Annotated in this window: 14 protein-coding genes; 11 read left to right on the forward strand and 3 right to left on the reverse strand. The window is 39.3% G+C overall.

Features of this window, described 5'->3' with window-relative positions:
- Nucleotides 1-2: 2 nt before the first annotated feature.
- Both frr and secG read right to left on the reverse strand, forming a co-directional pair.
- Nucleotides 3-560, reverse strand: coding sequence for a ribosome recycling factor (gene frr, locus H7O61_RS00425; protein ID WP_187874806.1), 558 nt, complete (start codon nucleotides 558-560; stop codon nucleotides 3-5).
- Nucleotides 560-1177, reverse strand: coding sequence for a preprotein translocase subunit SecG (gene secG / locus H7O61_RS00430; protein WP_187874807.1), 618 nt, complete (start codon nucleotides 1175-1177; stop codon nucleotides 560-562). Before secG ends, frr begins: the two co-directional genes overlap by 1 nt.
- A gap of 116 nt (nucleotides 1178-1293) precedes the next feature.
- Between secG and H7O61_RS00435 the strand changes: the two genes are divergently transcribed.
- From H7O61_RS00435 to babB, 11 genes are all read left to right on the forward strand, one after another.
- On the forward strand, nucleotides 1294-2022 hold the full coding sequence (locus H7O61_RS00435; protein WP_187874809.1) for a methyltransferase domain-containing protein: 729 nt from the start codon (nucleotides 1294-1296) through the stop codon (nucleotides 2020-2022).
- A 70-nt stretch (nucleotides 2023-2092) separates the two neighbouring features.
- Nucleotides 2093-3073: a tryptophan--tRNA ligase gene (gene trpS, locus H7O61_RS00440; protein ID WP_165508605.1), complete on the forward strand. Its 981-nt coding sequence runs from the start codon at nucleotides 2093-2095 to the stop codon at nucleotides 3071-3073.
- Nucleotides 3074-4861, forward strand: a complete 1788-nt coding sequence (locus tag H7O61_RS00445; protein WP_187874811.1) for an extracellular solute-binding protein — start codon at nucleotides 3074-3076, stop codon at nucleotides 4859-4861.
- Nucleotides 4858-5904 carry a microcin C ABC transporter permease YejB gene (locus tag H7O61_RS00450; RefSeq protein ID WP_187874813.1) on the forward strand — a complete coding sequence of 349 codons (1047 nt, stop codon included), beginning with the start codon at nucleotides 4858-4860 and terminating at the stop codon, nucleotides 5902-5904. Before H7O61_RS00445 ends, H7O61_RS00450 begins: the two co-directional genes overlap by 4 nt.
- 8 nt (nucleotides 5905-5912) lie before the next feature.
- Nucleotides 5913-6524, forward strand: coding sequence for an SH3 domain-containing protein (locus H7O61_RS00455; protein ID WP_231623796.1), 612 nt, complete (start codon nucleotides 5913-5915; stop codon nucleotides 6522-6524).
- Between the two features lie 7 nt (nucleotides 6525-6531).
- Entirely contained in the window at nucleotides 6532-7323 is a 792-nt protein-coding gene (locus H7O61_RS00460; RefSeq protein WP_079358036.1) for a shikimate dehydrogenase, read from the forward strand.
- 206 nt (nucleotides 7324-7529) lie between these two features.
- On the forward strand, nucleotides 7530-8552 hold the full coding sequence (gene holA, locus H7O61_RS00465) for a DNA polymerase III subunit delta (protein ID WP_187874817.1): 1023 nt from the start codon (nucleotides 7530-7532) through the stop codon (nucleotides 8550-8552).
- Nucleotides 8553-8895: 343 nt separating this feature from the next.
- Nucleotides 8896-9324: a 30S ribosomal protein S6 gene (gene rpsF / locus H7O61_RS00470; RefSeq protein WP_001216726.1), complete on the forward strand. Its 429-nt coding sequence runs from the start codon at nucleotides 8896-8898 to the stop codon at nucleotides 9322-9324.
- Between the two features lie 9 nt (nucleotides 9325-9333).
- Nucleotides 9334-9879, forward strand: coding sequence for a single-stranded DNA-binding protein (locus tag H7O61_RS00475; RefSeq protein WP_187874819.1), 546 nt, complete (start codon nucleotides 9334-9336; stop codon nucleotides 9877-9879).
- A 23-nt stretch (nucleotides 9880-9902) separates the two neighbouring features.
- The gene (gene rpsR / locus H7O61_RS00480) at nucleotides 9903-10160 is read left to right on the forward strand and encodes a 30S ribosomal protein S18 (RefSeq protein WP_000440196.1); all 258 of its coding nucleotides are present in this window, start codon (nucleotides 9903-9905) and stop codon (nucleotides 10158-10160) included.
- Nucleotides 10161-10558: 398 nt separating this feature from the next.
- Nucleotides 10559-12685 carry a Hop family adhesin BabB gene (babB, locus tag H7O61_RS00485; protein WP_187874821.1) on the forward strand — a complete coding sequence of 709 codons (2127 nt, stop codon included), beginning with the start codon at nucleotides 10559-10561 and terminating at the stop codon, nucleotides 12683-12685.
- Nucleotides 12686-13370: 685 nt separating this feature from the next.
- Here babB and H7O61_RS00490 read toward each other — a convergent pair.
- Nucleotides 13371-13601: a YdcH family protein gene (locus H7O61_RS00490; RefSeq protein WP_000468328.1), complete on the reverse strand. Its 231-nt coding sequence runs from the start codon at nucleotides 13599-13601 to the stop codon at nucleotides 13371-13373.
- Between the last annotated feature and the right edge of the window lie 112 nt (nucleotides 13602-13713).

Consider the following 13713-nt stretch of genomic DNA (forward strand, 5'->3'; position numbering starts at 1 on the left):
GTTTAGACCTTTAAGATCGCGTCTTCTTTATTTTTCACGCTTTCATCAATTTTTTTAATGGCGTCATCGGTGATTTTTTGGATCTGCTCTTGGGCTTTCTTGCTTTCATCTTCGCTGATCTCTTTGTCTTTTTCTAATTTTTTCACCTGGTTGTTAGCGTCTTGGCGGATATTCCTCACAGCCACTTTAGCCTTTTCGCCCATCGCTTTGGCATCTTTTGCGATGAGTTTCCTTTGCTCGGTTGTCATGGGTGGGAAAAAAAGCTTGATCGTTTCGCCGTCGTTATTAGGATTCACGCCGATATTGGCTTCTTGAATGGCTCTTTCAATTTCTTTGAGCAGGTTTTTTTCCCATGGGCTGATTTGAAGGGTGGTCGCATCTAAGCTCATCACGGATCCGACTTGATTTAATGCCGTGGGTGTGCCGTAATAATCCACTTTGATGTGATCTAAAATATTGACTGAAACTTTCGCGCTCCTTAGAGTGGAAAAATCCCTGTTTAAAGCTTGAACGCTTTTTTGCATCAAATCTTTGGTTTCGTTATAAATGGCTTGTAGCATTATTTTTCATCCTTTTTTTGGTTGGTATGGGCGTTGGTTTGTGTTGCATGCGTTTTAGGCTTTTGGTGGGTGGTTGGGGGCGTTTTGGCGTTCTCTTTGGTTTTTTCAACACCCTTTATGCCATTTTCTTTGGCATCATTCTTTTCATTCTTTTCATTCTTTTCATTCTTTTCATTCTGTTTGGGGCTTTCAACAAAAGGTGCGTTTAATGGCTCTTTAGGAAGCTCTTTAGGCGTTTGTATAGGCATTAAAGGATTAGTGGGGGCTTGCTCTAAAGGGTTGAGCGTTGGGTTGAGTGTGGGATTAAGCGTAGGGTTGAGCGTGCCGGTGGCAGGGACTAAGGGCGAAAGCTCTTTATTGGCTTTAGTTTCATCTAAAACGCTCTTGCCGTATTCTTTGTTGTAAAAATAGCCCAAAGCGATGGTGTTGATGACAAACAATAAACCTAAAAACATGGTCAATTTCGCCATAAAGCTTGCGGGCCCTTTAGCGCCAAATAAAGAATCGTTGCTCCCGCTATAAGCCCCTAAGCCGATGCTAGAACTTTTTTGCAACAAAACCACCACCACAATCAATACCGCTAAAACAATTTGTAAGCCTAACAGAGCGCTTGTCATAAACACCGATTCCTTAAATCCCTAAAATTTAGAAAAAATTACGCTTAATCTTATCTAAAATTTGCTAAGAATACACTAAAATTTAGTTTTAATTTTAAGGTAGTGCGTTAAAGGCGGTGGTGTTGGACTCTTTTCATTCATTTAATCGGCATGCATTCAATAAGCATGCCAAAACTTACCATCTCTTCGCCCATATCCAGCAACAAATCGCTATCTGTCTTGTCCAATTTTTAAAACAAAAACATTACGCTAAAGTTTTGGATCTCGGATCAGGGAGTGGGGCTGTTTTTAACGCTTTAGAGCAACAAAATATTGTGATTGAAAATTTTATCGCTTTGGATAATTCCATGAACATGCTCAAATTGCACCCCACGCAATCTACTAACATTCAAAAAATCTCTTTAGAGCATGCGGATTTTGAAGAACATGTTTTTTGCGATTACGATCTGGTTGTGTCCTCTTCATCTTTGCAATGGGCTAGGGATTTAAAAAGCGTTTTAGAAAAAATCGCTCTTTTTAGTAAGGAGGCCGCTTTAGCTATCCATACGGATTTTAGTTTGCATGAAGTGCATGAGTTTTTAGGCACGCTTTCGCCTTTAAGGGATCTTAAAACGCTCAAATCCTTGATTAAAAACGCCTTTAAACATTTTCAAATAGAATTAGAAAACAAGCGCTTCACTCTTTATTTCAACCGCAAACAAGATTGCTTGAATTACCTTAAAAAATGCGGTCTTTTGGGGGGTTCAATGTTGAGTTTCAAGCAAAAAAAACATTTTTTCCAAAACATGGCGTTTGAAAAATTGAGCTATGAAGTGTTACTCTTTTCTGGGATCAAGCGCTCTTAAAAACCAAGATAAATTAAAATATTAAAATTAGGTGGTTACAATAACACTAACTAAACCAACGAGAAACAACATGCAAAAAAAACGAGTCTTTTCAGGCATCCAACCTACCGGGCAAATCCACTTGGGCAACTATCTAGGAGCGATCAAGCATTGGGTAGAATTGCAAGATGAGTATGAAAACCTTTTTTGTATCGTCAATTCGCATGCGATCACTCTTCCCATAGAGCCTACATTTTTAAAATCCCAAACCTATGAGCTGGTTAAATTGCTTTTAGCTTGCGGGATTAGTCCTAAGCGATCGGGGTTATTCATTCAAAGTGAAGTGGATGAGCACCCGGCCTTAGCATGGCTACTAGATTGCCAGGTGTCTATGGGGGAAATGCAACGAATGACGCAATTCAAAGACAAGTCTTTAAAAAACCCTAAAAGCGTGAACGTGGGGCTTTTCAATTACCCTATTTTGATGGCGTCAGATATTTTATTATACCAAAGCGATTTGGTGCCAGTGGGCGAAGATCAAAAACAGCATTTAGAGCTCACGCGAAACGTTGCAGAAAAATTTAACAGGGATTTTGGGAACTGCTTTAAAGTGCCAGAGCCTTTGATCGCTAAAGTGGGGGCAAGGGTTATGGGGCTAGATGATCCAAAAGTGAAGATGAGTAAATCGCATAAAGGGGCTAACCATGCGATTTTTCTTTTAGATGAGCCGGATGTTATTGTGAAAAAAATCAAAAAAGCGGCCACGGATTCTATGGGCGTTATTGCCTTTGATGAAACAAGAGAGGGCATTTTTAACCTTTTGAATATCTACATGCTTTTAAGCGATGAAAGCCCAGAAAAGATAGAAGAGCGTTTCAAAAATAAGGGCTATGGGGATTTTAAAAAGGAATTAGCTGAAGTAATGATCCAGGCTTTAAAACCCATCCAAGAAAGATACAAAGAAATCAGCGACGATGAGGTGAAAGCCGTCTTAAATTGCGGTGCTGAAAAAGCCAGGCCTTTAGCGAGAGCGACTTACCAAAAAGCTAAAGAATTGATGGGGTTAATTTGAGTGGTCTTTAAAATTTTAGGTTTATGGTTAGGGGTGTTTTGTTTCCTTAAGGCTACGCCTTATTTATACTTGGGCGAAGAGCCTAAATATAAAGACAATTTCACGCATTTTGAATACGCTAACCCTAACGCCAGAAAAGGCGGTGTTTTAAGGAATGACGCCATAGGGACTTTTGATAGCCTTAACCCTTTTGCGCTTAAAGGCACTAAAGCCGAAGGTTTGGATCTCATTTATGACACTTTAATGGTGCAAAGTTTAGACGAACCTTTTGTAGAATACCCTTTGATCGCTAAAGACGCAGAAGTGGCTAAGGATAACAGCTATGTGGTTTTTACCCTAGATAAAAGAGCGAGATTCAGCAATAACGCTCCCATTTTAGCGAGCGACGTGAAGTTTAGTTTTGATACGATCATGAAATTAGGATCGCCCCTTTATAGGCAGTATTACCAAGATGTTAAAAAGGCGGTTGTTTTAGACAAACACCATGTTAAATTCATTTTCAAAACCACTGAAAATAAAGAATTGCCCCTTATTTTAGGGCAGTTGCAGATCTTTTCCAAAAAAGCGTTTCAAAAGGATTATTTTGAAAAAAACCCTTTACTCATTCCTGTCTCTAGCGGTCCTTATGTGATCGCTTCTTTTGATGTGGGTAAGAAAATCACCTACCAAAGAAACCCTAACTATTGGGCGAAAAATTTGCCCAGCAGAAAGGGGCAATTCAATTTTGATCAAATCAAATTTGAGTATTACAAAGATGAAACCGTCGCCTTACAGGCTTTTTTAAGCGGGGCGTATGATTGGCGCCTTGAAAGCACGGCTAAGGTTTGGGCTAGGGGCTATGTGGGGAAAGCTATAGACAATAAAGAGATTACGAAGTATTTGATAGCCCACAAAATGCCAAGCGGCATGCAAGGGTTTTTTTTCAACACGCGCCGAGAAATTTTTAAGGATAAAAGGGTGCGTGAAGCCTTATTTTATGCGTTTGATTTTGAATGGGCGAATAAAAATTTGTTTTTTTCGCAATACAAGCGCACCACCAGTTTTTTCAGTAACTCTATCTATGCGTCCCCACCCCTTCCAAGCCCTGAAGAAAAAGCCCTGTTAGCCCCTTATGAAAAGAGTTTGGATGAAAGGGTTTTTAAAGAGCCTTATATCGTGCCTAGAACCGATGGGCCTGATGTTTTAGGCTATAATTTGAGGGAAAATTTAAAATACGCCCAAAAGCTTTTAGAGAGCACGGGCTTTTCTTACAAAAACATGCGTTTGGTGGATAAGAATAACAAGCCTTTCAGTTTCACTTTGCTTTTAAACAGCCCAGCCTTTGAAAGATTAGCTCTAGCCTTTGCTAAAAACTTAAGGGTGTTAGGAATTGAAATGAAAATCCAAAGAGTGGATTTAAGCCAGTATGTCAATCGGATCAAAAGCTATGATTTTGACATGATCGTAGGAGTGATTGGCCAATCGTCTTTCCCAGGTAATGAGCAGCGCTTTTATTTTGGCTCTTTGAGTGCTAAGGAAAAAGGCACAAGGAATTATGCGGGAATCTCTAGCAAAGCGGTAGATGATTTGATTGAAAAAATCATTAACGCTAAAGATTATAAGGAGCAATTGGCCGCCATTCAAGCGATGGATAGGGTGTTGTTGTGGGGGTTTTATGTGGTACCGCATTTTTATTTGCCTAATTACAGGATCGCAGCGTATAATTACATTGGCATGCCTGAAATCAGCCCTAGCTATGGATTTTCGCCGTATTTATGGTGGATAAAAAAAGAAAGGGGTCTTCAATGATCGCTTACATTCTTAAACGCTTGCTTTTGATTATCCCTACTTTATTAGCCATCATGACTATCAATTTCTTTCTGATCCAATCCGCCCCAGGAGGGCCTATTGAGCAGATGATGGCTAAAATCAATAACACGCAATCCAAAGAGATTCAAGGCGTTGTTAAAGAGCGTTCGTATAGGGCGTCTCAAGGGTTGGAGAGCGATTTGTTAGAAAATTTAAAAAAACTCTATGGTTTTGACAAGCCTATAGGGGAGCGCTATCTTCTCATGCTCAAAAAATATCTGCAATTTGATTTTGGGGAGAGTTTTTACCGCCAGATTAAAGTGATAGATTTGATTAAGGAAAAATTACCGGTATCCATTTCGTTAGGGTTTTTTAGCACGCTTTTAATTTATCTTATCTCTATCCCTTTAGGGATTTTCAAGGCCAAACGCAATAACGAGCCTTTAGACGTGCTAAGCAGCGTGGTGATCATTGTCGCTAACGCTATCCCGGCCTTTTTGTTTGCGGTGGTGTTGATCGTGTTTTTTGCTGGAGGGAATTATTGGCACTGGTTCCCTTTAAAGGGGTTGGTGAGCGATAATTTTGAAAGTTTGAGCGCGTTAGGTAAAATCAAAGATTATTTATGGCATATCACCTTGCCCGTTCTTTGCATTTCTTTGGGAGGTTTTGCAAGCCTCACGCTTTTAGTGAAAAACTCTTTTTTAGATGAAATGGGCAAACTTTATGTGGTGAGCGCTAAGGCTAAGGGCTGTTCAGTGGGGCGTATTTTTTATGCGCATGTGTTCCGTAATGCGGTTTTATTGGTGGTAGCTGGCTTTCCGCAAGCTTTTTTAGGCATGTTTTTTAGCTCAAGTTTATTGATAGAGATTGTTTTCAGTTTAGACGGGTTAGGGCTTTTAGGGTATGAAAGCATTGTGAGTAGGGATTATCCTGTTGTGTTTGGTTCGCTTTATATTTTCACGCTTTTAGGTTTGGTGGCGAGTTTGATAAGCGATTTGCTCTGCGTGGTGATTGACCCTAGGATTGATTTTGAAGAGCGTTGAGGGTAGGAATGAAAACTGAGATGAAATCTTTTTTAAAACTTTTTGCACAGCCTTTGTTGGTAGTTTTAGCGTTCATGTTGTTGTATGCTTTAGCGCATGCTATGCTTGGTTTTTACGTGAAAAAAGACAGCGCTCCAATAAGCCCGAATGTAGAAAAAAGCGAGACAGAGCGCCAAAACAGCGCGCTTTCGCCTAAAGAAGAAACCAACGCAACCACAACCGCCACAGAACAAAACCCCACCAAAGACCCTCCTTTGTCTTTAGACACAGCCACGCAAAAACAAGAGATTAAACAAGAAACTAAACAAGAGATTAAACAAGAAACTAAACAAGAGCAAGAAAAAGAAAACGAGCCTAAACAAAACAGCGTCTCGCCCGTTCAAAACAACCAAAAAGCCCCCACAATCCCCACAATGGGAAAAAAACCCTTAGAGTATAAAGTCGCAGTCAGTGGCGTGAACGTGCGCGCTTTTCCTAGCACAAAAGGTAAAATCTTGGGATTGCTTTTAAAAAATAAAAGCGTGAAGGTTTTAGAAATCCAAAACGATTGGGCTGAAATTGAATTTTCTCACGAAACAAAGGGCTATGTGTTTTTAAAACTTTTAAAAAAGGCTGAATGAAAGAATAATGAAATTAAAATCTTTTGGGGTTTTTGGAAATCCCATTAAGCATTCCAAATCGCCCTTAATCCATAACGCTTGTTTTTTGACTTTTCAAAAAGAATTAGGGTTTTTAGGGCATTACCACCCCATATTGCTCCCTTTAGAAAGCCACATCAAAAACGAGTTTTTGCATTTGGGATTGAGTGGGGCTAATGTAACCTTACCCTTTAAAGAAAGGGCGTTTCAGGTTTGCGATAAAATCAAAGGCATCGCGCTTGAATGCGCTTCAGTCAATACGCTTGTTTTAGAAAATGATGAGCTTGTGGGTTACAATACCGACGCTTTAGGGTTTTATCTTTCTTTAAAGCACCAAAGCTACCAAAACGCTTTGATTTTAGGCGCTGGGGGGAGCGCTAAAGCCCTAGCGTGCGAATTGAAAAAACAAGGCTTAAAAGTGAGCGTGTTGAACCGCTCTTCTAGGGGATTGGATTTTTTCCAACGCTTGGGCTGTGATTGTTTTATGGATCCTCCTAAAAGCGCTTTTGATTTGATCATTAACGCCACTTCAGCGAGTTTGCATAACGAATTGCCTTTGAATAAAGAGGTTTTGAAAGGGTATTTTAAAGAGAGCAAGCTCGCTTATGATTTGGCGTATGGGTTTTTAACGCCCTTTTTGTCTCTGGCTAAAGAGTTAGAAATCCCCTTTCAAGACGGGAAAGACATGCTCATCTATCAAGCTGCTTTAAGTTTTGAAAAATTCAGCGATTCTCAAATCCCTTATTCAAAAGCGTTTGAAGTCATGCGAAGTGTTTTTTGATGCAAGGGTTTTTAAGAAGCCTTTTTTTTGGGTTAAAAAGATCCCTAAACGATTCGCTCCCCTAGTAGAAAAGGGCGTTGTGAATTACCCAACCGCTAAAGCGATTGGGTAATTCACGCCTTTAGAAAAGGTGCGTATTAAAATCACGCATGCGGATTTGATTTTAGGGCAAGTTAGAGGCGAAATCACAGAAAGGATCAAAGAGCATGTATCGTAAAGATTTGGATAATTACTTAAAACAACGCCTCCCTAAAGCGGTGTTTTTGTATGGGGAGTTTGATTTTTTTATCCATTATTATATTCAAACGATTAGCGCGCTTTTTAAACGCGATAACCCTGACACAGAAACTTCGCTTTTTTATGCGAGCGATTATGAAAAAAGCCAGATTGCGACCCTTTTAGAGCAGGATTCTTTATTTGGAGGGAGCAGTTTAGTCATTTTAAAACTGGATTTTGCGCTGCATAAGAAATTTAAGGAAAACGATATCAATCTTTTTTTAAAAGCCCTAGAGCGGCCTAGCCATAACAGGCTTATCATAGGGCTTTATAATTCTAAAAGCGACACCACAAAATACAAATACACTAGCGAAATTATCGTTAAACTTTTCCAAAAAAGCCCCTTGAAAGATGAAGCAATCCATGCACGCTTTTTTATCCCTAAAGCGTGGGAGAGTTTGAAATTCTTACAAGAAAGGGCGAATTTTTTGCATTTAGACATCAGCAATCATCTTTTAAACGCTCTTTTTGAAATTAATAACGAAGATTTAGGCGTTTCGTTTAACGATTTAGACAAGCTAGCGGTTTTAAATACGCCCATCGCTTTAGAAGACATTCAAGAATTAAGCTCCAATGCGGGGGATATGGATTTGCAAAAGCTCATTTTAGGGCTTTTTTTGAAAAAAAGCGTGCTTGATATTTATGATTATTTGTTAAAAGAGGGCAAAAAGGATGCGGATATTTTAAGGGGGTTAGAGCGGTATTTTTACCAGCTTTTTTTATTTTTCGCCCACATTAAAACGACCGGTTTAATGGACGCTAAAGAGGTTCTAGGCTACGCTCCTCCTAAAGAGATTGCTGAAAATTACGCTAAAAACGCCTTGCGTTTGAAAGAAGCCGGCTATAAGAGGGTTTTTGAAATTTTTAGGTTATGGCACATTCAAAGCATGCAAGGGCAAAAGGAATTGGGCTTTTTGTATTTGACCTCCATTCAAAAAATCATTAACCCTTGAAAATGCTGAAAGGTGTTTTTATAATCTAACAATAAAAGAGCTTGCGTCAAGCAAGCGATAACTTTACTAAAAAAGCGGTCTTCTTGGGTTAGGGGGATTTTAAGGGGGTTAAGGGGGAGAGTTATTTCAAAATACCCCCCTATCCCCTTAAGAGAATGAGTTTTGTTATAAAAATTGAAGTTAAAAACCCCATTTTTTAAAAAATTAAGAATAAAGTTTTGAGTTTCAATATTTGATGAGAAACATTTAATCCAAAAACAAGCGAAAGCAAGGTATAATCAAAAGTTTTTTAACCTTGCTCTTTTTTAGTAAAAAAAGGGCTATACAACCACAAGGAGAATGGATGAGGCATTATGAAACGATGTTTATTCTCAAACCTACTTTAGTAGAAGAAGAGATTAAATCCAAAATTGAGTTTTATAGAGAAGTGATCACTAAGCACCATGGCGTGATTGAAACGAGCCTAGATATGGGCATGCGTAATTTAGCCTATGAAATCAAAAAGCACAAAAGAGGCTATTATTATGTGGCGTATTTCAAAGCAGATCCGTCCATGATTTTAGAGCTTGAACGATTGTATCGCATCAATGAAGACGTGTTGCGTTTCATTGTGATCAAATACGAAAGCAAAAAAGAAATAGAAGCGTGGCATGCGTTAGTGGATAGGGCTAATAAAAAGCCATCACACGCCAAAGAAAAGCATGAAAAAACCGAACACGCGCATTCTCACCACGCAGAGGAAGCAAAAAGCACAGAATCTCATAGCGAATAAGGGCTTATCATGTTTAATAAAGTGATTATGGTAGGGCGTTTGACTAGGAATGTGGAGTTGAAATATTTGCCTAGCGGTTCGGCTGCGGCTACAATAGGTTTAGCCACAAGCAGGCGTTTTAAAAAGCAAGACGGCACGCTAGGCGAAGAAGTGTGCTTCATAGACGCTCGTTTGTTCGGGCGAACGGCTGAAATCGCTAACCAGTATTTGAGCAAGGGTTCAAGCGTTTTGATAGAAGGGCGTTTGACTTATGAGAGCTGGATGGATCAAACGGGCAAAAAAAATTCCCGCCACACTATCACAGCGGACTCGTTGCAATTTATGGATAAAAAGTCAGACAATCCCCAAGCAAACGCTATGCAAGATAGCATGACGCATGAGAATTTTAACAACGCTTATCCCACTAATTACAACGCCCCTAGCCAGGATCCTTTTAACCAAGTCCAAAGCTATCCACAAAACGCTTACGCTAAAGAAAATTCACAAGCACAGCCGTCCAAGTATCAAAACAGCGTGCCTGAAATCAATATTGATGAAGAAGAAATCCCCTTTTAAGGGTTAAAATTTAAGGAGACATTATGGAAAGAAAACGCTATTCAAAACGCTATTGCAAATACACCGAAGCTAAAATCAGCTTTATTGACTATAAAGATTTAGACATGCTCAAGCACACGCTATCAGAGCGCTATAAAATCATGCCAAGGAGATTGACAGGCAATAGCAAAAAGTGGCAAGAGAGGGTGGAAGTAGCGATCAAAAGAGCCCGCCACATGGCTTTAATCCCCTACATTGTGGATAGGAAAAAAGTCGTGGATAGCCCTTTTAAACAGCACTAAGCGTTTGATTAGGGCTAATAGGGGGCATGCCCTTTTTAATCTTATTTAATCTTATTTAATCTTATTTAATCTTATTTAATCTTGGCTTGGCTTTTATGGAGCGCTAGTGGTAAAAACGATAAAATCCCCTTTAAAACCACCCAAGCAAAAATCCCAAATGTTTTTAGCGTTTGAACGCTTCATGACAAAATAAAAAAAGCTTGGGCGGTGATTTCTTAAGCGTTATTAGGGGGTTAGTGGGAATGTTTCCAAAACACCCCAAAAAACCTTTTTTTTTTTTTTTTTTTTTTAAACAACAAAACGCCCCATTAGTGCAAAAATCTTATCAATTCATGCTATACTAACGATTTTATAGGACTTAGGATTTACCTAACCATTTAATTTAAAAAGGAGAAAACATGAAAAAAACCCTTTTACTCTCTCTCTCTCTCTCTCTCTCGTTTTTGCTCCACGCTGAAGACGACGGCTTTTACATGAGTGCAGGCTATCAAATCGGTGAAGCCGCTCAAATGGTAACCAACACCAAAGGCATCCAACAGCTTTCAGACAATTATGAAAAGCTGAACAATCTTTTGAATAATTACAGCACCCTAAACACCCTTATCAAGTTATCCGCTGATCCGAGTGCGATTAACGACGCAAGGGATAATCTAGGCTCAAGCTCTAGGAATTTGCTTGATGTCAAAACCAATTCCCCAGCGTATCAAGCCGTGCTTTTAGCGTTGAATGCGGCGGTGGGGTTGTGGCAAGTTACAAGCTATGCTTTTACTGCTTGTGGCCCTGGCAGTAACGAGAGCGCGAATGGAGGTATCCAAACTTTTAATAATGTGCCAGGACAAAATACGACGACCATCACTTGCAATTCGTATTATCAACCAGGACATGGTGGGCCTATATCCACTGAAAATTATGCGATCATCAACAAGGCTTATCAAATCATCCAAAAGGCTTTGACAGCCAATGGATCCAGTGGAGAAGGGATTCCAGTTTTAAGCAACACTAATACAAAACTTGATTTCACTATCAATGGAGACAAAAGAACGGATGCCACACCAAATGAAAAATTAATATACCCATGGAGTCATGGGAAAGCTATTTCAACCTCGTGGAATGGAGGAAGACAAACAAGCACCTCAGAAAGTATCAACACAGAAAATAACGCTCAAGAGCTTTTAAAACAAGCGAGCATCATTATCACTACCCTAAATGAGGCATGCCCAAACTTCCAAAATGGTGGTAGCGGTTATTGGCAAGGGATAAGCGGCAATGGGACAATGTGTGGGATGTTTAAGAATGAAATCAGCGCTATCCAAGGCATGATCGCTAACGCGCAAGAAGCCGTTGCGCAAGCCAAAATCGTTAGTGAAAACACGCAAAATCAAAACAGCCTAGACGCTGGAAAACCATTCAACCCCTACACAGACGCTAACTTTGCTGAAAGCATGCTTAAAAACGCGCAAGCCCAAGCGGAGATTTTGAACCAAGCCGAACAAGTGGTGAAAAACTTTGAAAAAATCCCTACAGCCTTTGTAAATGACTCTTTAGGGGTGTGTTATGAAGTGCAAGGAGGTGAGCGTCGTGGCACCAATCCGGGTCAGACGACTTCTAACACTTGGGGGGCAGGCTGTGCGTATGTAGGACAAACGATAACAAATCTTAAAAACAGCATCGCTCATTTTGGCACTCAAGAGCAGCAAATACAGCAAGCAGAAAACATCGCTGACACTCTAGTGCATTTCAAATCTAGATACAGCGAATTGGGCAGCACTTATAACAGCATCACCACCGCGCTCTCCAAAGTCCCTAACGCGCAAAGCTTGCAAAATGTGGTGAGTAAAAAGAATAACCCTTATAGCCCGCAAGGCATAGAAACCAATTACTACCTCAATCAAAATTCTTATAACCAAGTCCAAACCATCAACCAAGAATTAGGCCGTAACCCTTTTAGGAAAGTGGGTATTGTTGGTTCTCAAACCAACAATGGCGCGATGAATGGGATCGGTATTCAGGTGGGTTACAAACAATTCTTTGGCCAAAAAAGAAAGTGGGGCGCTAGGTATTACGGCTTTTTTGATTACAACCATGCGTTTATTAAATCCAGCTTTTTCAACTCGGCTTCTGATGTATGGACTTATGGTTTTGGAGCGGACGCTCTCTATAACTTCATCAACGATAAAGCCACCAATTTCTTAGGCAAAAACAACAAGCTTTCTGTGGGGCTTTTTGGAGGCATTGCGTTAGCGGGCACTTCTTGGCTTAATTCTGAATACGTGAATTTAGCCACCGTGAATAACGTCTATAACGCTAAACTGAACGTGGCGAACTTCCAATTCTTATTCAACATGGGAGTGAGGATGAATTTAGCCAGGTCTAAGAAAAAAGGCAGCGATCATGCAGCTCAGCATGGCATTGAACTAGGCGTGAAAATCCCCACCATCAACACGAACTACTATTCCTTTATGGGGGCTGAACTCAAATACCGCAGGCTCTATAGCGTGTATTTGAATTACGTGTTCGCTTATTAATGTTTAGCTCTTTGTGGAACTCCCTTTTTTGGGGGTTTCTTTCTAAGGGATTTCTTTTTTTAAACCCTTTGTTTTAGACTCTTTGTTTTAAACTCTCTTTGTTTTAAACTCTCTTTGTTTTAAACTCTCTTTGTTTTAAACTCTCTTTGTTTTAAACTCTCTTTGTTTTAAACTCTCTTTCTTAAATTCTTTGTTTTTGAACTCTTTGTTTTTTAAACTCTCTTTGTTTTTAAATTCTTTGTTTTTTGGGGGGTTTGATGAAAAAATCTTTTTTAGCGTTTTTAGTGATTAGTTAGTGGGAAACTTGGCGTTAATTCAAGCGGTAATCTCTTAAGAAGTGCTTCTTTATATAGGGGGGTTAAGTTGGAGATTAAAAGGGGGAGAATGGTTTCAAATGCTTCCTATCTTTTTAAGAGAATAAAACTCCCTTTAATAAAATAAAACTCAATAAAATGATTTTTACAACAAAATGAGATCTAAAACGATAAAACAAAATACCATTTTTTAAAAATGTAAAGAACATTAAAATATTAATAAAGCTTATGGTGGGAATAAAGCTGAAAGCAACCTAACGCTTCAATTCAAAATCAAAGCGTTAAGTTTAACTAATAAGTCTAACTAAGCGGTAAAGCGAAAACGCCCCTCAAAAAGCGTTTTAGCGTGTTTTCACAAAGATGACTAAATCTTAAACATGATCGGATTTTTGCTTTTCTCTATACTCTATGATCATGCTGTGGATTTCATCTTTTAATTTTAATTTTTGTTTTTTCATGTGGCTGACTTCAGCGTCGCTAGCGTTTTGTTGCTCAGCGGTTTTGATGTCGTCATCAAGCTGGTTGTGTTTCTCAAAAATCTTATCAAAATGCGGATTATTCGCTTTTAACACGCTGATTTCGTCTCTAAATTCATGGAACATGGTTTTCTCCTTTATTTTGGATGTTTAAAGTATAATAAACTATCTTTTTAAAAAAACAACTTAAAAGAGCTATAAAATAGCTTTAAAGCGCGCGATAAAACGACAAAAAGGA

Origin of the sequence: Helicobacter pylori, from assembly GCF_014496965.1 — a bacterium.
Lineage (GTDB): Bacteria > Campylobacterota > Campylobacteria > Campylobacterales > Helicobacteraceae > Helicobacter > Helicobacter pylori_CZ.

Coding starts and splice junctions, on each gene's coding strand:
- H7O61_RS00490 (WP_000468328.1), bottom strand. CDS start 13,601: ATGTTCCATGAATTTAGAGACGAAATCAGCGTGTTAAAAGCGAATAAT.
- rpsR (WP_000440196.1), top strand. CDS start 9,903: ATGGAAAGAAAACGCTATTCAAAACGCTATTGCAAATACACCGAAGCT.
- H7O61_RS00475 (WP_187874819.1), top strand. CDS start 9,334: ATGTTTAATAAAGTGATTATGGTAGGGCGTTTGACTAGGAATGTGGAG.
- H7O61_RS00455 (WP_231623796.1), top strand. CDS start 5,913: ATGAAAACTGAGATGAAATCTTTTTTAAAACTTTTTGCACAGCCTTTG.
- babB (WP_187874821.1), top strand. CDS start 10,559: ATGAAAAAAACCCTTTTACTCTCTCTCTCTCTCTCTCTCTCGTTTTTG.
- rpsF (WP_001216726.1), top strand. CDS start 8,896: ATGAGGCATTATGAAACGATGTTTATTCTCAAACCTACTTTAGTAGAA.
- trpS (WP_165508605.1), top strand. CDS start 2,093: ATGCAAAAAAAACGAGTCTTTTCAGGCATCCAACCTACCGGGCAAATC.
- secG (WP_187874807.1), bottom strand. CDS start 1,177: ATGACAAGCGCTCTGTTAGGCTTACAAATTGTTTTAGCGGTATTGATT.
- H7O61_RS00450 (WP_187874813.1), top strand. CDS start 4,858: ATGATCGCTTACATTCTTAAACGCTTGCTTTTGATTATCCCTACTTTA.
- holA (WP_187874817.1), top strand. CDS start 7,530: ATGTATCGTAAAGATTTGGATAATTACTTAAAACAACGCCTCCCTAAA.
- frr (WP_187874806.1), bottom strand. CDS start 560: ATGCTACAAGCCATTTATAACGAAACCAAAGATTTGATGCAAAAAAGC.
- H7O61_RS00460 (WP_079358036.1), top strand. CDS start 6,532: ATGAAATTAAAATCTTTTGGGGTTTTTGGAAATCCCATTAAGCATTCC.